Source organism: Vibrio sp. J383 (genome assembly GCF_023503985.1).
GTDB lineage: Bacteria > Pseudomonadota > Gammaproteobacteria > Enterobacterales > Vibrionaceae > Vibrio > Vibrio splendidus.
On the sequence record NZ_CP097294.1, the window covers coordinates 1,732,491 to 1,752,778 of the forward strand.

Sequence of the window (20,288 nt, forward strand, 5' to 3'; positions counted from 1 at the left end):
TTTTCTTTAAGAAGAGAACCAAAAACAGGTGAAAACTGTAACAAAAATGAGATTACCGTTCGTCTGAAGGCACAGGTTTATTTGTTCGAATCTTCTAGGCCTTTAACCAGTGCTCCGGACCGAGTCTGATTTGCTTTTTGATAGGCATCAAAACCATCTTCGTGTTTAACTCCGAACAAACAAAGAAACGAGTTGATGACGAATGAAAAGAACGAAATGACGACAACAAAGAGAGGAAACAGCCCCGACACCCCAGCTTTTAAGGCTAGAACGCCAACACCGAAGGACAACATCGACATTAATGTATATAGTTTAGATCTACTCACATGACTCATGAACAACACTCCTTGTATTCACTCAATGTTTAGATTAGACAAATTATCTTGCACACAATTTGAACTCATCGACAATATCAATAGATCAGGAAAAGTTATCCTTAAAAAGGTTCATTAATATTTCAAACTCGGTTTCTGTATCCCTACGAACACTAGCCCGCCTATTCAACTACCTTTTCTATCTTCAACTACCTTTTCCATCACGTAATTGGTCAGCTTTACACCACGCATTTCGACTTCCTGTTCATTGACAACTTTAAAGCCAAGATGCTCATAGAAAGGCCTTGCGGTAATACTTACTTCAGAGAAATATCTCGATATACAACGAACTCGACCCACAGTGAAAACATGCTCCATCAAGGCTTTCCCTACCCCCTTCCCTTGATATTCGTGGTGACAGAAAAAGTGATCAATCAAGCCACTTGGTTGCAGGTCAGTATAGCCAACTACGCAACCATCGAGTTCAGCCACAAAGGGTTGTAACCCATTCATACGCTTTTGCCATAACGCAAAGTCAAAGCTACTGGGTGCCCAAGCTTCTACTTGCTGTTGAGAATAATCTCGAACATTCACGTTACGTACGGTATGAAAGAAGATCTCCCACAGTGCTTTGTCATCACTCGCTTGATAGTTTCGAATTCTAACCACGACATACTCCTTTTTGTCTTAAGTTCGTTCAGAGGTGCAAATAGACAGCTGAATCAGCAGGCTCAATAGTTCAAGCTCAACAGGCTCTGTAACCTGCACTCAACAGCCTCAGCTTTAGAACAAGATATCAACGATAAAACACAGCCAACCAGATCGTCACCATGTTTTTGTCTGTGCCAATAACCTTGTGCTTTTCTCGTGCAGCGATGTTGATGTAATCCCCTTTTGATAAAGTAACAACGCGTCCATCTTCAAACTCGATGACACCCTTACCTTCAATCACCATCACCCATTCATTCTCATCTTGGTCATACCAACCCTCTTCTGGTGAGCTATGTCCATGCGACAATATCCTTTCGATTCGAACACCGTCGTTGGCAATCAGGTCATTGAATATTTCATTGGGTATTGACGAAGGAACATCATTGTAAATGTTTGGCATCAAGCTCTCCTAGCTAACATTGAATTGATTGGAAATGAATTGATTAACAACCTGGGCCTTAGCTGCACTGTAAAACCTAAGCAGCAGCACTCTTTCTGAAATAAAAACGGTAATAGCCCACCAAGTTACTGCAGATAAACAGCGCCTCCATCAGAACTGCTGTTGGCGAGCCAACTAAGTAATTGTGAACCAACCAAAAGCTGGTTCCGATGATCATCAATTCTCTTAATCGACGGTCATCTTTATTGAAGGCAGCAAAGGTTTGAAACACGGAAGCAAAGCAACTCAATATGCTGGTCAGCCCCGAGTAAGTCACAACCGTTGCGACCACCGACATCGAACAGAACAAATATTTAAACTTAGACGATGTAGAAAATACACTCGTCAAATAGCGAATAGTGGCAATCGTCATTAAGCTCGCCGCTGTCCATTGTTCGAGAAGAATAAAGTGGCTCGAAATAAGCACGCCAGCAAAGAACAGACAGGTAACGATTTTCTTTCTCTCTTTAAACTGAAAAGACAGAAGATCGAAACAAATAGCAATTGCGACTAATACTTGAGAAAGATAAAAATCTGACACGGTGATTCCTTCAATAATAACATTACGCCCTAGCCGCTTCTTTCACTGTGAATAATCGAATAAAACATACTAGGCGGTTACAACAAAACAGAGCAAACAGCGCTCTAAAGCTTCTATAAAAATCTAAAGTTTCAACACACCACTGATCACAGTGATAGCAGAACCGATTAACTTTACTCGCCCGTTTGCTAAGAGCTCTGTCGACATATACCCACCACGACGAGACGCCTGATAAGCACTGAAGCAGCTTTTGTTTAGCTTTTCAGCCCAGTGCTGCGTCAATGCACAATGTGCCGACCCAGTAACGGGATCTTCATTAACCCCAACCCATGGCGCAAAATAACGAGAAACAAAATCGAGTTTAGAATTTGATGAAAGTGCCGTCACAACAACGCCTCGCCCTTTAATACTCTTTAAAGCATCAAAGTTAGGTGAGAGAGCCAATAACACTTGCTCGCTAGAAACTTCGATTAACTGCTTGGAATCAAACTCTCGGAATGAAACGACTTGGTGCGGTTCTAAACCAAAGTGCTCAAGCAATGTGAGATTAGCTTCTGAGTTCAATGACAACTGAGTGCTAGGGAAATCAAGTTCGATAGACGATTCACAAACTGTGGCAGATAACTCACCCGACAAGGTGTTAAACACAACACTGTCACCTGTTTTAACCAACCCTTGCTCTTTCATTACATGAACGGTTGCCAATGTGCCATGCCCACACAGTTTTACTTCTACTTCTGGAGTGAACCATTTAAGCGTCATAGTGTTAAGCGCAAGAAAAGCAGTTTCAGATACCGCCATCTCTTCAGCGATTGAGAACATGAGTGACTCATCAAGTAGATCTTGAGAAATGCAGACCCCAGCTGGGTTTCCTTTAAAAGCTTGAGTTGTGAACGAGTCCACTTGATATATATCTAAATTCACAATAGTTCCTAGCTCTAATATTGGATAAATATTGTTGCCTACAATAAGCACAAACACCCCGTGCTACAAGTGTTCAACAGCAACATTACTAATACTTATTTAAGAAGTAAGGAATGATAAACAAAGAGTTATGAAAATAATAGGCGGATTAAGCAGAAGGTTTATTATCGGGCAGACAAGAGATAAAACGTATCAGCCTGGTAGGAAACAAGCACACATTCGCGGCACATAGGCATTGTATCGTGCCACAAACGTAAGGTTACTCAGCAATGGTGAATCTACTGACGTACCAGAGCAGATTTCACAATGGTCAAGCCAAGCAGACCCAGCATGACTCCTGTTACTTTATCAATATAGTAAGCAACACGTGTAAACTCTTGACGCACTTTAGGTGCAGATAACAGGAAGATGATCGCCGCATCCCATACAAATACAACCACCGTCATCCAAATACCTAACCCCAACTTAAACATGAAGCCAATGTCATTGTTCAACACAACCGTGAATAAGCTCAAATAAAACAAAAGGTTTTTGGGATTAAGGATTCCTGATAGAAAACCCGTGACGAATTCTTTAAGAAAAGTCGTTTGGTTGAAGCTATCTCCTTCGGTAACATCCATATTGCTGTAATTACATTTCTTCGCTCTTATCGCTTGCACAGCAAGATAAACAAGAAACACACCACCAATGATCTTCAGTACAATCATAACGGAAACGGATGCCGCTAGAATCGACCCTACTCCAACCAAGCACAAAGCGATATAAACCGCATTCGCACTGGCAATACCGAATGCAACGCCTAATGCTTTTCTTCCCTTATTTCGAACAGCACTCTTCACCACAATCACAAAGTCTGGCCCGGGACTCAATAACGCTAGAAAGTGAGCAATCGCCACGGTAACAAAAATTCCGACTAAACCCGCATCCATAAACCAATGTCCTTATTGTAAAATTTAATGCATTATTATTGCATAATTAACCTACAATTAGCTTTTTGGGTTAATTATTAGGGTTTCGATACTAAGAGAATCAGACAGACAACACGTTTTCACCTGTCTCGTTAGGTAAAAGACGGCCCAAATAACACGCTTTTTAATATTTAGACCGCTAAGCCATGATTTAGCTTGGTGTTTTCTATAAAGGCTCATTTATTCCCTAATTTGCGGGCTGAAAGTAAGTGGGCGCATCGAATATATTAGGTTGTACTAAAATAAGAGTCGTAAATTTGAAGCAGATCGCAAAATTTGGACTACGATTTAGTTAAGTAAAGTAGGAAAGGAATCCGTCAGTGAAAGCATTTTATGTTTCAGTTCTTGCGTCATCATCCTTTTTAACTGGCACAGCGTTTAGCCAACAGAATGATATTTATCTCTACAATTGGGATGAATTTCTATCCAATAGCGTCGTGACCCAACTAAGCGACACGTACGGCATTTCTTTGAAACAGCAGTTTTTTTCTGATGAGTCGATCAGAGATGAAGTGCTATTAAGCGAACGTCGTGGCGCATTTGAGCTCGTCATTATAGAAAGTGTAAAGCTCAATGCGTTAGCCAAGCAGAACCTGTTTCATAATCTCAGTGAGTTACAACAATCCATTGCTGGTAACATAGATTCACGGTGGGTTGAAGGATGTGGCGAGTATGGCATTCCCTACGCTTGGGGGACTGCGGGAATCTTATATCGAAGTGACAAAGTAAACACTCCCACCTCTTGGAACGCTATTCTCGAACCAGACACGAACAGCAGTGGCCGCATAAGTATGTATTACGAACCTACGGATTTGGTGAGTACTGCACTGTTAGCAAATCAATTTGATCCATTCACCAATAATGAGCAGGAACTTCGCGTTGCCTATAAAACCCTGCAAGCTCAAAAGCCTCACCTAGAAAGCAGCGAATACGTCATCGACTATATTCGCCAACCTGAACGTCTTGCTAACATCGACCTTGCCTACGGTTATTCTGGTGACAGTTATGTACTCAATGATTTGGAGCCTGATGCCTCTTGGTCTTACGCTGTGCCTCAAGAAGGCACCACGTTATGGTTAGAGTGCATTGCTGCGATTAATAACGGAGAATTGTCTGCACAAGCAACAACGATTCTATCATTCTTGTCGCAACCCGAGATCGCAGCTCAAAACGCAATGGATTCATGGTTTGCAACTCCAAGCTCAAAAGCAAAAGCCTTAACGACACAAGAGTACCAAAATGATCCGGAGCTTTTCCCTAGCAAAGAGGTCTTAGAACGCAGCTATCTGTATCAGCAACTCGAACCCAATAGCATTCAAATTCGTAACCGCATTGTCGACAGTTTGAGATAATTAATGCCAGTATTAAAGAAGCTCTACTTTGTGCTCATTCCTACCTTATTGTTCGTATTTGCAATAGGCGGAATGGTTACTTACAACTTGGCCTCTAACCACGCGAAACACATGTACTTAGACGAAGTACAATCGGATGTGAACACCGCGCTCGTGGCGGCTGAATACGAACAACTGGGCTTATCTTTGCTAGTAAAAGATATTGGCTCATCCCTACAGTTCTTGCGATATATTCAAAACCCGGGTGACTACACAACCCTGTCCCTGCTGGAAAAAAGAGTGCTTCGCGTCTTAAACCAGAGTCACGTTAATCAGTTTGGTCAACGTAATATCTATGTCGTCGATCCTAAATTCAAATTAACACTCTCTACTTTACGAGCAGATCCTTTCGAAGGGTTAAAGATCCCCGACAACATCTATGAGAAAGTCTTCGACATCTATACTTCGTTGATTAATAAAAACGAGCTATCTCATGAAGGCTTCTCTTATATCTCAGTGAGTGGTGAGCTCAGATACGCTTATGTTGCAGCTATCGATCCTTACTTACTCCCACAAGACAAACGTGCAAATGACAGTGTCAATCGATACATATTGATTGCAGACGGTCCATTAAAGCAGTTGTCTAACTTACTCACTAAATACAACGATGATGACAACATGCAGCTTCTGATTGAACCGTCATCAGATACCGAACATATTGAAAATACACAGTTCGTCATTAAGTCCTTTGAACAAACCAAAGACAGAATCAAAGTCGAGATGAATAGTCGTCACTTCCTCGCTCAAGTCAATGTTCGTGAAAAAAAATTCAATCACGAAAAATCCCTCATCGCTCAGGAGACCTTACTTGGTGGCTTGACGATATTATTCATTATCATGCTCATCGTACACATGGTCGTACGCTACCAATTAGTTCGACCACTCAAAGACTTGTTACACGAAATCTCCATTGGTGGACTCAAACTAAGATATTTTAAACGGTCATCCGGACAAAGTGAGATCGACGGACTTAAGAACGCCTACATTGACTCACTAACGGAATTGAAATTCGAAGCTGAATTCGACCAATTAACCAAATTAGCAAACCGACGCTCATTTATTCGACATCTCGATGTACGTATAAAAAGCTCAATGAGCCCACACTGTTACTTGGTTTGTTGGGACATTATCGACTTTCGTAAAATCAATGATTTATATGGTGCAAAGGTGGGCGACAATGTACTCGTTAGTCTAGCCAAAACACTAAGAGAAACCCTGCAGAATCAACAATCCTCTTTCGGCTTTAGTTTCAGCGACTATTCAATCGCAAGGCTTGGAGGAAACCAATTCATTACCATATTGGAAATGGATAAAAACCAAGTGATAAACGAAGAAATAGAGAACATCAATAATATGCTGACTGGCACCACCTTCCTTGACTATTATGGGTTTAGGTTATCACTCGCAACAGGTGTTTTACCCCTCGACACACCAAAGTTTGAAGAAATTTGGCACCGATGTATTGATGAGATGTTGAATAATGCTAAGGATCACAGTGACGGAGAGAGCCGGATTGTTTACGGCGAAGAACTACTTCATTCACTCGAAAGACATGATGTTATCGAGAAAAGGCTATTGGAGTGCTGTGAGAGCGACAACTTTGAACTTCGCTTTATGCCTATTTTCAATGCTAAGACACTTCAGATCGACGGAGCAGAATGTTTGATTCGTTGCCCTGCTCTATTTGACATAAAGGCAGGGCCGGATGAGTTCATTCCAGTCGCAGAGAAAAGTAATTTAATATCCAAGCTCGACATGTGGGTCATTAGTACCGCAATCAAGACCTATAAAGAGCTTGCAGAAATTCACCTATATAAAGGCACCTTGTCCATTAACATCTCGGCGATGGAGCTCTACAACCGTAACTTTGCCGACAATATTCGAAAGGTACTCGAACGTTATCAAGTTCCTCCTGGCAACATCATTATAGAAATTACCGAAACCAGTTACGTTAAAAGCAGCAAACTTACCGTGCAGACCATTGAGAACATCAGAAGCTTAGGTTTAAAAGTTTCCCTCGACGACTTCGGTACGGGTTACACGGCGTTTAACCAACTTCTTCATTACCCTGTCGATGAACTTAAAATTGATAAGAGCTTTATCGATAACATCGTCCACGACAAAGCTGACCGTAAAATGGTCGAGTCCATGGTTAACTTAGGGCACTCTTGTGACACCTTCGTTGTTGGCGAAGGTGTCGAATCTCTCGAACAGTATCATCACCTTCGAAAAGCCAACTGCGACCTAATACAGGGTTATTTTTTCAGCCAACCACTCACTTACATAGAGTTCATTGAATTTGTTCGTGATCACAATCCGCAAACTATTCTTGATCAGCAAGCCCTTTTAGAACCAAGTACTAACGAAAGGGTTGTCGTGCTTAATAATAAATAATAATTGTTCGATTTAATTACTATGCGATTTAATGGCCATGCGCCTTAATAATCATGTTATTTAATTAACAACGGCCACTTCCCCGCCCCTTTCCAACCTGTAATAACGTCTGAAATGAGCCAATATCTACGGCCGCAATACACGTTAAATATCTTGAGATTGGCACTAAGTAGACAGATAAAAGCGCTACCCAAACTAATGACTACGTTCATTGGCTCTGATAAGGCTTGTAGTATTAAATATGTATAAGAAGGAAGGATAGATAAAGGTGGAGCTCAACAAGTGCTAGGAAGCCGTAACAAGAGCTAGGAAACTGGGAAGCATTAGCAAGAACTGGCAGGCAATAACAAACAGCAATCAGCAATCAGCAATCAGATTTACTAAGCTAAGCCCCGAATTCAACTGCGAAGTGCGACACTCGCCAGTACCAAGCAGCTAAGCGTCTAAGCGTCTAAGGCACTAAGACATTAAGACATTCTTAAGAACTTAACCTTGCATGCTGGTCAACAACTCCATCATGTCTTTGGAACTTATGTTCTTCTTGTGCCTTACTACCGCATCAATCATTAGCTCCAAATTACCCGCAGATATGTAATCACTGAGCACGTCGTTAAACTTGTCCTGAATTTCATCACTCGCGTACAAATGGTCCGGAATAAAAAATAAGAACTGGCTTCCGCTGCTTCGAAATGAAATGGTACTTTCTGGTATCTTAGCGGTCAGAGATTTAGCGGCCGAACTAACGACAAGATCACCATATTCAAGGCCATATTTTTGATTAATTTCGGTAAGGTTCCTGATACGGACAAAATAGAGATCAAAGTTATTGTCCTTCGAGTAGCTATTTTTCACAAATTTCATCAATGAAATTCGATTGCGAAACCCTGTAATAAAATCCGTAGAGTAGAGCTTTCTTTTGATAGAAAAATCCATATAAAAAATAATCCCAGTCAACAACAAGATGCCAACAAGAAAAACGCTACTGATCCGATGGACTGTCACTAAGTTATCAACCATTGAGGTATTTTCTTCAATTACAGGGCTTTGTAATCGAAATTTGTCGTTAATAAAATCTACGAGTGTGTGGTAGCAAATATCGACCTTTTTCTGTAACGATTCCTTGGGCAACAACCCTTGGCTGACCAGTTTAATTGAGGGCTCTAAGCTCTTAAATTTATCAAATTCCGCTGTGAAATAGGGCTTAAAGTTTGCTGACTTGATGAAATTGGAAGACTCAGTGCTGTTAATCAATATATCAAAACGGCTCCACGTAATATCGTACGCTAACCATAACTCATCATAATCAATGGTTTCAGAGCGGCTTACCATCAAGAAATTGGCGTATTCTTTCACCAATTGAAAAACGAACCACGTTGCCTCATTTTGTCGGGTAGAAAAACTCTTATTAATATCGTTAATGCGGGTAACACTGTAGATATTAACGGTGAGCACCACTGCCGCTAAAGATAACACGACGACTTTAATGGCAGTCAATGACAACAGCTTTTTCATACGAAGCCCTTACAAATGAATATCGCGTATCTGCCAGATCATCTTGGCATGGAAATCTGTATTATCTATATCTGGAGTCGAAGAAAGTGGATATATCAACCAGTACGGACCTTTTTCTCTGACTGACATAAATTGGCCATTTTGTTTAATCGCAATGATCGGCTGGTAATCGTCAAAGTCTTCTTTGGGCACCGCGATTTTATAGTCGTTTAGTGCAACAAAGGTCACTTGCGAAGCCATGGGTAAATCCATTGTTTCAAGCACTGTTTGTAAGGCCACACCGCTATAAACCAATTCTCCATCCACCCAAGGTAATGAGGTGGATATTTCTTTTTGAGGAAGCAATAACAGTTGTTCTCGACTGAATTGATGCTTTTGCCCTAGGTGATCGAATATTGTGAGTTCCGATGCTGAAAAAATAGAAAATGAACACAGTGAAAGTATAAACAGAAGTGCAGCTCTCATTTTAAACTCCATTCTAAAAAGGTCACTAAATTGAGTCTAGTTCATATTGGTCATTTGACTTGCTTAGACATTGCCTATTTTCTCAATGATGCAGTTCGACTCTTTCTCAGATAACGTTTCATTCCTGTAACCAGGTGCGAACAACACCTTACCCTTCTCTAAATAAGACTTTAATTAGCGTTCATACCAGTAATCCCGGTTTTTTAAAGGCAATGAGTAATCCAATCCAGCCACTGAATACGTACTGACCATCAAAATTAACAATAAATATGAGTCAGTAAGTAGCAAGAATGCTTGTTGCTGCTTAACCTTTAATCGAACGTAAGCAGCTTTGAGAGCTTGTTTTTCTGATATCTGTCGCTTCTATTCCACCAGCAGGTATCGTGTGTCGCTCTTAAAAAGCTTACTCATTTCATAATCAAGGGAATCGAGAATGAGTTTGAATATAAAAAAATTTAACCCCATGACGACACTTTCAACCCTAGTAATGACGTTGGTCATGTTTCCTGTTTCTGCTGACGTTAATCAAGAACAATTCGAGTTAGGTAAGCAGAAAGCAAAGGTGTGCATGACCTGCCATGGCGTTGATGGCATCTCAACGCAAGACCCCTACCCGAACCTTCGTGGTCAAAAGGTGGGATATCTCATTTCCTCGTTAAAAGACTATCAGACAAGGGAAAGAACCAGTGGTTTGGCAATTCTCATGCAGCAACAAGCCGACACACTTTCAGACCAAGACATCCGCGACATTTCCTATTTCTATTCAATGCTCGGCAACGATTCAAACTCACTCAACGATTCAAACTCACTCAACGAATCAAATTCAGTCAGCGAATAAAAGCTTTAGGCAAGGAGCCTTGTTATGGAACAAGTGACACCGCAATACAACATTAAGGTCGTTAAGTACTTCATCATCGCGTCTTTAGTGTGGGCAATCGTAGGTATGATCATCGGGGTGATTCTCGCCGCGCAATTGTATTGGCCAGTCTTAAACTTCGATTCTCAATATTTCCAGTTTGGTCGACTGCGCCCGCTACATACATCTGGGGTGATTTACGGGTTCGTCGTGAATATCTTGATGGGGACATCTTTGTACATTGCCCAGCGAACAGGCCATTGTGAGTTGTTCAATAAAAGCCTTTCATGGATGGTATTTTGGGGATGGCAATTTATTCTATTGCTTGCGGTCATTTCCTTACCCGCAGGCCACACCAGCTCAAAAGAGTATGCAGAACTTGAATGGCCAATCGACTTAATGATCGTGCTGGTTTGGGTGCTTTATGCGGTGTTGTTCTTTGGCACCCTTGCTAAACGAAAGGTCAGTCACATCTTCGTGGCTAACTGGTTCTTTGCTGCTTTCATCATCGTCGTTGCAATGATTTTCATCGTGAACAACCTCGCGATGCCAGTGTTGGCGATGAAGTCCTACTCTGTATTTGCTGGGGCTCAAGATGCGATTGTTCAGTGGTGGTGGGGACATAATGCCGTCGGTTTCTTACTAACCGCAGGTGTGATTGGTATGAATTACTATTTCATACCCAAAGCGGCGGATCGACCTATCTACTCGTACCGTTTGTCTGTGATCCATTTCTGGGGCTTGGTCGGCTTTTACACGTGGGCTGGAACGCACCATTTGGTTTATTCTTCTGTTCCCATCTGGATTCAAAACATCGGCATCGTAATGTCTTTGATCCTGTGGCTCCCTTCTTGGGCCGGTGCGTTCAATAGCGCAATGACCCTTCTACAAAACAAAGAAAAGCTGAAGTCCGACTACATTCTTTTATTCTTTTTCTCAGCAATTCTTTACTACTGCTTGGCGACATTCGAAGGTCCCCTACTCGCTATTCGCTGGTTCAACATGGTGGCACACAACACCGAATGGATCATCGGTCACGTACATTCCGCAGCTCTTGGATGGGTTGGAATGTCAGGGATAGCGGTTTTTTACTATTTCATTCCACGCTTATGGGGCCAAACCGATCTTTGGTCACGACGACTGATTAAGTGGCACTTTTGGCTCGCTCATGCTGGCGTCGCCATCTATGCGATAGCACTTTGGATCGCAGGCATCGGTGAGGGTTATATGTGGCTCGCTCAAAATGAAAATGGCGAACTGATTTACAGTTTTGTTGAGGCTATGGACTTTAAAGCACCTTGGCTATTCATGCGTTTCTTTGGTGGCGCGCTGTTTGTACTTGGACTGTTTTTAATGGCATTCAACTTGTACAAAACGGTTCGTATGCCAGTAGTACACGACGCTAAACATACCGTTAATGAGGGGGCTTAAATGATGAGTAAAGACTTTACACATTCAATCGTCATTTTAATTTTGACCACCGTTGTTGTTGCCTCCTTCTCTTTGTTGGTTTGGGTAGTGCCAAGCATTGTCCGCGGAGACGATATTGCCAAAGGTAGTTTAGCAATGCCACTCACACCGATTGAGTTGGCAGGACGAGACATCTACATCAGTGAAGGCTGCCATGTGTGTCACACCCAAATGGTTCGCCCTCTAGAGCCAGAAGTGAAACGTAATGGTCGCCCGAATAAAGAAGCCGACGATATTTACGAATTTCCTAACTTGTGGGGTTCTAAACGTACCGGCCCTGACCTCACTAACTTAGGTAGAAAGTATTCTGACCAGTGGCATGTTATTCACCTAACTGATCCTAGAAAAGTCGTTCCTACATCGATCATGCCCTCTTACCCGTGGCTGTTTGAACAAACGCTTACAGGCGATGATATCAGCGCAAAAATGGAAGTTTTACGTACCTTAGGTGTGCCTTATACCGATCAAGAAATTGGTGACGCCCGATTGCAAGTAAGAGGCAAAACCAAAGGTGAAGCGCTGATTCGCTATTTACAAAGCCTGGGTAAAGATACGTCACAGGAGGTATCACAATGAGCACATTCTGGAATCTATGGGCGGTACTCTTAACCTTAATATTCTTTATTCTGATGGTGTCTGTTGTCGTTAAATACTGGCGTAGCAATCACAAGGCCGATCATGACCACACCATTGGCACCTTTGATGGTATTGAAGAGAAAGATGCGCCTCCACCTAAGCTGTTATTTGTAAGCTATGCGGTCGCATTTCTTTTGTCTGCAGGCTATTTGGTGCTTTACCCAGGGCTGGGCGAATGGGAAGGGTTAGTCGATTGGGAGCAAAGCGACGACAAACTCAGTTCGCCGACCACCAGCCTTAATGAACAATTCTCTCAAACCAGTGAAACCACGTTACAAGGATTAGCAGCAGTCCCAGAGATCGTCAATAGCGGTAAGATCTTGTTCCAAACTCACTGTGCGGCCTGCCACCGAGATAATGCTCAGGGACAAAAGCACTTCCCTAACCTGATAGACCAAGAGTGGCTGTACGGTGGCAGTGATGAAGCTGTGATTCATTCGATCGCCAAAGGTCGGAACGGTGCTATGCCAGGTTGGAGCGAAATCATGCGCCCCGATGAAGTGGCTAAGGTTTCTTACTACTTAGCTTCCCTCAATCAACGCCATACCGATGTTCCAGAAGTAAAAGTTAAAGTCGGCAAAGAGCTGTTTGTAAAATACTGCTCGTCTTGTCACGCTGATGGTTCTGTTGCGAACCCAGAGATTGGCGTGCCTGATCTCTCAGACGATATTTGGTTGCACGGCGGCAGTATTGAAGAGATACAACACACCATCAACAAAGGCTTGAACAACCTAATGCCTGCTTTTGATGAGCAGCTCACCGAGAACGAAATACTCGCACTGGGTGCTTACATTAGACATGCGGGCTCAGAGCAGCAACAAACACTCGCGAACCTAGAAGCTCAGTCTGTTGAACGTGGTGAATACCTCGCTTATGCCGGTGACTGTGTCGCGTGTCATAGTGCAGAAGGTGGCGAACCCTTTGCTGGCGGCCTACCGTTTGTTACTCCTTTCGGCACAGTGTATTCAACCAACATAACTCCACACACCACCGAAGGGATTGGGACTTATGACTTTGATGACTTCCGAGCCGCGTTAGTTGCAGGTAAAGGTAAGAATGGTTACCTATACCCTGCAATGCCCTACACCTCTTATCAATATCTGACCGACCAAGACATGATCGATTTGTGGGAATACATGCAGTCAATCACCGCCGTGCCACGACGCAATGATGACAACAGCATGATGTTTCCATCCAACATTCGCTTAGGTTTGCTTGGCTGGAACATTGTGTTCATGGATACCGACCCGATTGACTATCAAGTGCCTGAAGAGCTTAAATCGGAAGTCGAAAACGTTGAGAAATGGCAACAAGGGAAATATTGGGTCGCAGGACTTGGTCACTGTTCGGAGTGCCATACGCCACGAAACATTGCCCAAGCACTGATACCAGAACGTATTTTCCAAGGTAACTTGATCGACGGTTGGAACGCGCCTGATATCACCGCCAATGAGCTCTATATCGATGGTTGGGATGAAGCGACACTGACCGATTTCTTACACACGGGTCACTCAGACAAAGGTACTGCTTTTGCGGGCATGGCAGACGTAGTAAAAAACAGCCTCAGCTTGATGACGCGTGAAGATATCGAGTCGATGTCCTATTACCTACTCAGTGGTGACATCAACAACACCATTGCCAGTGATGCAGTTCAGTTGCAACCTAAAGGGTTTGATGAAGACTCTTACGCGACTGATATTTACACCACGTATCGCCAAACGTGTGGAGCGTGTCATGGTGACGATGGTAAAGGTCGCGACCCTATCGCCCCTACGCTGTTGAATAACGGCATTATCATGCACAGCGATCCATTCAACACCATCGCGGTAACCGTGCGCGGCCTACAACCCACCTATCTCGACAAAGACAGAAACTTCATGCCAATGGCAAGCTTTGAAGATGTGCTGTCGGATCAAAGGTTGGCTGAGTTGATCACCTTCGTGCGATTGCACCTTGGAGATAGAGAGAAACCAGTAACGGCGGAGCACGTTCGAGAGGTAAGAGAAACACTTGAAGCAGCAGGTTACGCTGGAGGATTACACACCACACCTGAAATGTACGAAAATCGAGATAAGAACATTAACATTCGCTAGGTTCTCGACGTATTCGATTAGCTCAGCAAGTAGCAAGTAAGTTTTAATATTGATTAATAAACCCAAAGGAGACCAGTGCGTCTCCTTTTCTTTTTACCATAACCCGAGTTTTCGACACTTTGCCGTACAACACAATTGTAACTAACTGATTACACAATTAAGCAGAGCTGCACATAATGCGATCAATCTCGCAGAACAAAGATGACACCAAGTGCATAATATGCAAAATTTTCTAAAGATGTACTAAGGACAGTTATGGATACAACTACACTCATCTACGATACGTTGGAAGGCCTGTCGAGCGCAAAGCCACAGCAACACGCTCAAATCCGCCAAAATCTATATAACCAATTAGATTTATCATTTGAGAAGCAGTTGGCTTTATATTCATCAGTTCTTGGTCCAGCAAGTGCTGGTAGATTGACCGACTTGGATAGTGCAGTGATGTCTGCACGCAAGATTGTTGGCTTAGAAAACAGCTAAACAACCTTCAACCTATCTCAACTTTAACGCTGCCATTGTGCAGCGTTTTTTATGGACGCTATTTACGATAAGGACGGTTGGTTACGATAAGTACGGTTAAGTAAGATAAGTGCAGTTGGGCCTGTTTTTCAAGCTACACGCATTCTCATTTGGTTAATCTTATGTTCCATTTTTAACAGGTGTGCAACCTCAACAATGGCGCTAATGTTAGTAGCACGTTAACCACACATCGGATGGAAGAATCATGAGAGTACTTATTGAATATACACAAACAGGCAAATACCGTGATCATGCGTGGGAAGCACTAACTATTCGTTCAAAAGGCGAAATTCAAGCTGTGACTCCCTCTTATGCGGCTCAACTTATCGAACAGAACCGCGCCAGCTTATCGACCACTGAAAATCAAGATATCGTCATCCAACCTTAATGAGTTTAGGAACTATCCCTCCCGGTTCTTAAATTCTCTGCTTTACTCGCTTTAGTTATCAATACGATACTGAGAAAAACAGAGTTTGATGGCATAAAAAAAACGCTGCACGGATGCAGCGTTTTCTTGTTTCTAGCGTATCTGATTTCTAACGTAGACAGCTTCTAACGTAAACCGTCTAATTATTTTGGTAGGTTTTCTAACGCTTCAACCATCGTCATTAATTTGTCTACAATTCTTTCGCCATCCACTCGCAAGCCATTGTGTTCGTACTCGTTGGTGATCCACGCTTTCGAATTTGGAATATTCGCCAGTGTTTCACGGCTGTAATCCAGTTCTACGTACATGTCGTCAGCGTAAACTGCACATGCCATTGGAACGGTATTCTTGCTTAGCTGCTCTGCATTATACAACTTGCCCCAATCCGATTTTTCAGCCAACAAATTCGCCGCTTCACGTAATGGCTTCAACGTTTCTAGTTGGTCGAACATCCATGGGTACACCATTTCTCCGGTAAACCAGAACTCGCTACCCGTTTGGTAGTTAAAGTGTGAGTACTGTTCACGAACTCGATGTGCAGACCAATTAGACGCTGTGCCTTGGCAGTAAATCGATTCATGCAAAATAGCGTAGATTGGGTTCGTTAGGTAGCCCTGCTCTTGCTGCATTTGATTTAGGAAGCTATAGCTCAGCTGCTTGTTACCGTTCACTTCAACAAAGGCACTTTCCAGTGTGAAATACATTGGAAGGTTTGCTTCGCCGCCACCAAGATTAATGCCGATCAACTGGAACTGTTCAACTGTAAACACCTGACCGTTTGGCAGTCTCACATCATTGTTAAGCAGGTAATCAGAGATCTCGCGACACATAGCTTGTGCTTGCGGGAACTGAGCAAAGAAAGCTCTGTTTTTGTCTTCTACACGCTTGTAAGTCGCACGATAAACATCATCAGCTTCACGCTCAATAGACGGAATACCACCCGTTACATAACAGCGCTGTAGACTTTGTGGGAACAGTGACAAATAGCTCAGTGTACAGAAGCCACCAAAGCTTTGGCCAATCGTAGACCATTGTTTAACACCAAACTGCTCACGAATCGCTTCAGCGTCACGAACGATATTGTCGGCTCTGAAATGCGTTAAGTACTCGACTTGTTGTTCTGGAGAAAGGGGCGCCAACGTTTCATGACTGATAACCGTGCTGTTGCCTGTACCACGTTGGTCCAGAAGCAGAACACGATAGCTTTGTAATGCACGCTTTAGCCAACCCGATTGCCCGCTAACACGTGGAGAAGGAAAACCTGGGCCGCCTTGAAAGTAGATCAGCCACGGCAGCTCTTGCGCATCTTTAGCGAGATCAACCAACTCACGTGCGAAGACTTGGATCTGTTGTCCATCTTTGGCTTGATAATCAAGTGGCAACTCGAAAGAGTGCTGACGATACAGGGTGGTTCCATCAATAAAGTTAGCTTGCACGCTTCATTCCTTTTTATCTGATTCTAAAGTCATTGGTACGAATAAAAATGGCGCCCTTTGGCACCCATATGAGCAAGATACGCATAGTAGCTTGTAAATGAAACCGTTTGTTTAACATGAATGTGAACGTGCTTCGTTTAATTGTTCAATTACCTCTCAACGGGTAACAACGTGTGTCAAAACAGTCAGTTTAGAAGAGGCTGATCCAGCGAGAGAGCAAAAGAATGAGGTAAAGAAAATCCAAAGCGCGAGGCAAATAAAAAGAGCTTAACGAGGTGAGGATACGTTAAGCTCTTTGGTTTTATCTGTGTTGATAAACTAACTCGCTTATTTGCCGTTAATCTATCGAACCTGTTAGTTCTAATGAACCTAATAAATCTAGCGACTACGAAGCCGTCAGTTCACCGGCACCTTGAGTCGAGCGTTCGCTGCTCTGAACTAGGATTGCGGTAGCGGTCTCTTTCAGTGCCGCCCACTCTCCATCATCCACCTCAATGCCATCGTTCCATGCTTTCTCTTGAGTTTTAAAAAGCGCTTCCGATTCAATGTGTGTTTGGTAGCCATCTGACAAACGTTCGATATCGAAATCCTGGACGGAAAGTTCGATGGTCATATTGTGGATATGTTCGACCGATGCCAGTGGCAAATCTGATAAAAACAGTTCTGGTGCAACGCAACCACGATTAAGCACATACAAAGTGCTCTTAGGGTTAGAGCCGTTATCCCAACGTGCCATGCACGCGATACCTTTCGCAGCCAGTTTTACAAGCTCGCTGTATGCTAGCCAACGGTTGTGGCAGTTATTTAGCTCAATTTTCAGCGTCTTCTTACCAACCATTTTTTCAATCGAATAGTCCATAATCACAGGAAGATGACACGCCAAACTCGCCTTGTGCAGGTCGACTTCAACCGTATTATCGCTGCGTACCTGAATATCGACAGGGCGGTCGTCTTCTAGCCCGATGAAGTTGCTCGCACTGTTAAAATGACGAACACCATCCAAACCGACCATTTGTAAATCTGCCACCATGTTCGCTATCACATCAGCTTCACCACATGTACGACGCATACCTAGAAAGGCTTTATTGACGGCCGCTACCAGTTCATTGTGAGAAACGATCATAACGATTTACCTCCATGTTGGCCTTTCGTATTTGTACTGTGAGTTGGAGTGCTGTGAATAGCTGTGCCGTGAGCTGTTGTGCTGTGAATTGAAACATTTTGCGAACCAGACAGTTCTGCTTCACTTGGTAATATTGGGAACACCCATTCGTCCTGATGAATTTCATCAAGCAGTGGCGCTCCTTGGAAAAACGTCACTCGTACCCAGCGATCTGAGCGAGGATCAAACTTAGTCGCGCCAAACATGGCAAGCTTGCAACGCAGTAAGTGCATTGGCGGCGAATCTTGGTGAAGCACATTCATTTGAATGTCACCCATCGCTTTGTTACCTAGCGTCCATACACGGCGCGCAATTGCACGGTGTTGCGGCTGTTTAACAAGGAACTCAGCCAATGAAAGCTCAGGCGCGAATTGCAATAAAGCATGGTACAAACGGTAAGCTTGACGACCAATATCCAACGGCAGTTCACGCTCTTCACCCAGCTCTTCACCTCGAACACCGAGTCTTGGCTCTTCTTTGTCTTGAGAGCGATACCAGAACCAGTAGTTGTTCTCTGCTTTTGTAAAGTCGGTCGTGATCGCCCAGCGATACTTCTCTTCTAGTACAACAAGAAGATCTTGAATCTTTTTGCCGCTAGGAAGCGACAGTGTTTCGCTGCAATTCATTTGCTCTTGATGGGCGTCCACTAATTCTGGGTACAATTCCATCAAGCATGAGATAAGGATTTCTTGGGCTTCCATACTCATGTGCTTAGATTGCTCGACTAACTGTGCCCATGTATCGCACAGGCTGACAGAAGCTTCTAATGATTGTTCTGTGTGCTTCAAATCATCAACAGCAGCTTTGTTCAGCTCTTGCTGTGTTTCATTGATGGTAACGACTTGTTCTAAATGACAAATCGCTTTTTTAACTAAGGTACGCAGTGGCTCGATCAACGCCGTATCAGTCTGACTGGACAACACGTCCGCCAATGCATGTTCACGGGTTGTCATCCACTGATCGACAATACTAGGGTGGTTAATCAGGTATGGCGCCATACCTAAACCAGTCGCATTACCAACACCAAGGTAACGCTGTAATCCTCTGTGTAAGGTAATCGCTTGTTCACCACCTTGTTGCTCTGCTAGATAATGAACCCAATCTAGGCTGAACTCTCGCAGCATATACACCGCACACATTTGAGCGCTAAACGACTGATTAAAATCTTCATTTTTCTCTAAGATTTTAAAGTCTGCAATGCCAAATTTGCCATTACCATAAACGGCAGTGGTTCGTAGGATGTAGCCTACTTCAGCGAGTTCTTTTGGCGTTGGTTGAACACCTTTCGCCAAGTGACTCACGATGTGTTCAAACACACGTACACTTTTGTTTGCACGCGCTAAAACAAGTACGTTATTTGGATTACGGCCGGCTTCTTGAAGCGGTACATTCGCACGAAGTCTTTCAAGTAGGGTGACATCAACATCACCAAAAACAAGCGCAAACGTTACGTCCCACTTTTCAGCAATTACACGGTCATTTCGTTCGTCATCTGCAATTTCATCGCAAAAAACAACCAAATGATAAACATGGTTTGGCGTCGCTAGCTTATAGATAACATGACCAAAACCTTGAGCATCTAATTGCCACTCATGTTTGGTCACTTTCCACTCTTGCTGCGCCATTTTACGCATCAGAGTTCTCACGAAGCTGATGCGTGTTTGGTGCATCGCACCTAGCCTTTCCGGTGCCATGACAACCGTTGCGTCACGTAATGCTGATTCAGTGTAGGTAGAACGATGTGCATCCATTTTGCTCACCACCTTATAGTTATAGGGTTTTGCTAGCCATTCAGAACCGATCGTTGCCGTCATTTGAAGCATTCGTTATTACAGTATGCTGGTTAGCTTTCACGTTATGTGGGGCAAGCGAGCTCGCCCCTTATTATTTGTCCTGACTAGATCGATTGACCTAAATACTTTGCCGTCCGGTGTATCTTCACCAGTACAGTTTTGCTGTTCCTTTCGGAATTTTTGCATCAGCCTTCTTTCGAAGGCTGATTTTTCTTATTTAATCAGTTTCTTTTT

19 protein-coding genes are annotated in these 20,288 nt (G+C 43.2%); 8 read left to right on the forward strand and 11 right to left on the reverse strand.

Annotation, left to right across the window (positions count from 1 at the left end; genetic code table 11):
• Positions 1 to 77 precede the first annotated feature (77 nt).
• The 6 genes from M4S28_RS23990 to M4S28_RS24015 all read right to left on the reverse strand — a co-directional run bounded on the left by M4S28_RS23990 (position 78) and on the right by M4S28_RS24015 (position 3,858).
• Positions 78 to 335, reverse strand: coding sequence for a hypothetical protein (locus M4S28_RS23990; RefSeq protein ID WP_017081177.1), 258 nt, complete (start codon positions 333 to 335; stop codon positions 78 to 80).
• Between the two features lie 165 nt (positions 336 to 500).
• Entirely contained in the window at positions 501 to 983 is a 483-nt protein-coding gene (locus M4S28_RS23995; RefSeq protein WP_249633067.1) for a GNAT family N-acetyltransferase, read from the reverse strand.
• Between the two features lie 127 nt (positions 984 to 1,110).
• Positions 1,111 to 1,425 carry a cupin domain-containing protein gene (locus M4S28_RS24000; protein WP_249633068.1) on the reverse strand — a complete coding sequence of 105 codons (315 nt, stop codon included), beginning with the start codon at positions 1,423 to 1,425 and terminating at the stop codon, positions 1,111 to 1,113.
• A gap of 76 nt (positions 1,426 to 1,501) precedes the next feature.
• The gene (locus M4S28_RS24005; protein ID WP_017080131.1) at positions 1,502 to 2,005 is read right to left on the reverse strand and encodes a YgjV family protein; all 504 of its coding nucleotides are present in this window, start codon (positions 2,003 to 2,005) and stop codon (positions 1,502 to 1,504) included.
• Between the two features lie 123 nt (positions 2,006 to 2,128).
• Positions 2,129 to 2,986 carry a PhzF family phenazine biosynthesis protein gene (locus tag M4S28_RS24010; protein ID WP_249633069.1) on the reverse strand — a complete coding sequence of 286 codons (858 nt, stop codon included), beginning with the start codon at positions 2,984 to 2,986 and terminating at the stop codon, positions 2,129 to 2,131.
• Between the two features lie 221 nt (positions 2,987 to 3,207).
• The gene (locus M4S28_RS24015; RefSeq protein WP_017094563.1) at positions 3,208 to 3,858 is read right to left on the reverse strand and encodes a LysE family translocator; all 651 of its coding nucleotides are present in this window, start codon (positions 3,856 to 3,858) and stop codon (positions 3,208 to 3,210) included.
• A 359-nt stretch (positions 3,859 to 4,217) separates the two neighbouring features.
• On the opposite strand from M4S28_RS24015, the gene M4S28_RS24020 reads away from it, so the two are divergent.
• Both M4S28_RS24020 and M4S28_RS24025 read left to right on the forward strand, forming a co-directional pair.
• Positions 4,218 to 5,249: an ABC transporter substrate-binding protein gene (locus tag M4S28_RS24020; RefSeq protein WP_243584880.1), complete on the forward strand. Its 1,032-nt coding sequence runs from the start codon at positions 4,218 to 4,220 to the stop codon at positions 5,247 to 5,249.
• 3 nt (positions 5,250 to 5,252) lie between these two features.
• Positions 5,253 to 7,682, forward strand: a complete 2,430-nt coding sequence (locus M4S28_RS24025) for a putative bifunctional diguanylate cyclase/phosphodiesterase (protein ID WP_249633070.1) — start codon at positions 5,253 to 5,255, stop codon at positions 7,680 to 7,682.
• Between the two features lie 486 nt (positions 7,683 to 8,168).
• On the opposite strand, the gene M4S28_RS24030 is transcribed toward M4S28_RS24025, so the two are convergent.
• Together M4S28_RS24030 and M4S28_RS24035 are read right to left on the reverse strand one after the other, a co-directional pair.
• Complete coding sequence (locus tag M4S28_RS24030) at positions 8,169 to 9,194, reverse strand: diguanylate cyclase domain-containing protein (protein ID WP_017082375.1); 1,026 nt, start codon at positions 9,192 to 9,194, stop codon at positions 8,169 to 8,171.
• A gap of 9 nt (positions 9,195 to 9,203) precedes the next feature.
• Positions 9,204 to 9,671: a putative pterin-binding protein gene (locus M4S28_RS24035; RefSeq protein WP_017091205.1), complete on the reverse strand. Its 468-nt coding sequence runs from the start codon at positions 9,669 to 9,671 to the stop codon at positions 9,204 to 9,206.
• 421 nt (positions 9,672 to 10,092) lie between these two features.
• Between M4S28_RS24035 and M4S28_RS24040 the strand changes: the two genes are divergently transcribed.
• The 6 genes from M4S28_RS24040 (at position 10,093) to M4S28_RS24065 (ending at position 15,624) form a co-directional block, all read left to right on the forward strand.
• Complete coding sequence (locus M4S28_RS24040; protein WP_249633071.1) at positions 10,093 to 10,497, forward strand: c-type cytochrome; 405 nt, start codon at positions 10,093 to 10,095, stop codon at positions 10,495 to 10,497.
• Between the two features lie 24 nt (positions 10,498 to 10,521).
• Positions 10,522 to 11,946: a cytochrome-c oxidase, cbb3-type subunit I gene (ccoN, locus tag M4S28_RS24045; RefSeq protein WP_017089926.1), complete on the forward strand. Its 1,425-nt coding sequence runs from the start codon at positions 10,522 to 10,524 to the stop codon at positions 11,944 to 11,946.
• On the forward strand, positions 11,947 to 12,561 hold the full coding sequence (locus tag M4S28_RS24050; RefSeq protein WP_004730430.1) for a cbb3-type cytochrome c oxidase subunit II: 615 nt from the start codon (positions 11,947 to 11,949) through the stop codon (positions 12,559 to 12,561).
• Positions 12,558 to 14,714, forward strand: coding sequence for a cytochrome c (locus tag M4S28_RS24055; protein WP_249633072.1), 2,157 nt, complete (start codon positions 12,558 to 12,560; stop codon positions 14,712 to 14,714). Before M4S28_RS24050 ends, M4S28_RS24055 begins: the two co-directional genes overlap by 4 nt.
• Positions 14,715 to 14,969: 255 nt before the next feature.
• Positions 14,970 to 15,197, forward strand: coding sequence for a PAS factor family protein (locus M4S28_RS24060; protein WP_004730426.1), 228 nt, complete (start codon positions 14,970 to 14,972; stop codon positions 15,195 to 15,197).
• A 244-nt stretch (positions 15,198 to 15,441) separates the two neighbouring features.
• Positions 15,442 to 15,624, forward strand: coding sequence for a hypothetical protein (locus M4S28_RS24065; RefSeq protein WP_004730424.1), 183 nt, complete (start codon positions 15,442 to 15,444; stop codon positions 15,622 to 15,624).
• A gap of 182 nt (positions 15,625 to 15,806) precedes the next feature.
• Here M4S28_RS24065 and M4S28_RS24070 read toward each other — a convergent pair whose 3' ends face one another.
• From M4S28_RS24070 to M4S28_RS24080, 3 genes are all read right to left on the reverse strand, one after another.
• The gene (locus M4S28_RS24070) at positions 15,807 to 17,099 is read right to left on the reverse strand and encodes an alpha/beta fold hydrolase (protein WP_249633073.1); all 1,293 of its coding nucleotides are present in this window, start codon (positions 17,097 to 17,099) and stop codon (positions 15,807 to 15,809) included.
• Between the two features lie 385 nt (positions 17,100 to 17,484).
• Entirely contained in the window at positions 17,485 to 18,222 is a 738-nt protein-coding gene (locus M4S28_RS24075) for a DUF3726 domain-containing protein (RefSeq protein WP_004730420.1), read from the reverse strand.
• Positions 18,219 to 20,075 (reverse strand): hypothetical protein, encoded by a 1,857-nt coding sequence (locus M4S28_RS24080; RefSeq protein WP_249633074.1) that lies wholly within the window; start codon positions 20,073 to 20,075, stop codon positions 18,219 to 18,221. Before M4S28_RS24080 ends, M4S28_RS24075 begins: the two co-directional genes overlap by 4 nt.
• Between the last annotated feature and the right edge of the window lie 213 nt (positions 20,076 to 20,288).

Coding starts and splice junctions, on each gene's coding strand:
- M4S28_RS24000 (WP_249633068.1), bottom strand. CDS start 1,425: ATGCCAAACATTTACAATGATGTTCCTTCGTCAATACCCAATGAAATA.
- M4S28_RS23990 (WP_017081177.1), bottom strand. CDS start 335: ATGAGTCATGTGAGTAGATCTAAACTATATACATTAATGTCGATGTTG.
- ccoN (WP_017089926.1), top strand. CDS start 10,522: ATGGAACAAGTGACACCGCAATACAACATTAAGGTCGTTAAGTACTTC.
- M4S28_RS24050 (WP_004730430.1), top strand. CDS start 11,947: ATGATGAGTAAAGACTTTACACATTCAATCGTCATTTTAATTTTGACC.
- M4S28_RS24015 (WP_017094563.1), bottom strand. CDS start 3,858: ATGGATGCGGGTTTAGTCGGAATTTTTGTTACCGTGGCGATTGCTCAC.
- M4S28_RS24065 (WP_004730424.1), top strand. CDS start 15,442: ATGAGAGTACTTATTGAATATACACAAACAGGCAAATACCGTGATCAT.
- M4S28_RS24075 (WP_004730420.1), bottom strand. CDS start 18,222: ATGATCGTTTCTCACAATGAACTGGTAGCGGCCGTCAATAAAGCCTTT.
- M4S28_RS24055 (WP_249633072.1), top strand. CDS start 12,558: ATGAGCACATTCTGGAATCTATGGGCGGTACTCTTAACCTTAATATTC.
- M4S28_RS24025 (WP_249633070.1), top strand. CDS start 5,253: ATGCCAGTATTAAAGAAGCTCTACTTTGTGCTCATTCCTACCTTATTG.
- M4S28_RS24030 (WP_017082375.1), bottom strand. CDS start 9,194: ATGAAAAAGCTGTTGTCATTGACTGCCATTAAAGTCGTCGTGTTATCT.
- M4S28_RS24040 (WP_249633071.1), top strand. CDS start 10,093: ATGAGTTTGAATATAAAAAAATTTAACCCCATGACGACACTTTCAACC.
- M4S28_RS24080 (WP_249633074.1), bottom strand. CDS start 20,075: ATGACGGCAACGATCGGTTCTGAATGGCTAGCAAAACCCTATAACTAT.
- M4S28_RS24060 (WP_004730426.1), top strand. CDS start 14,970: ATGGATACAACTACACTCATCTACGATACGTTGGAAGGCCTGTCGAGC.
- M4S28_RS24035 (WP_017091205.1), bottom strand. CDS start 9,671: ATGGAGTTTAAAATGAGAGCTGCACTTCTGTTTATACTTTCACTGTGT.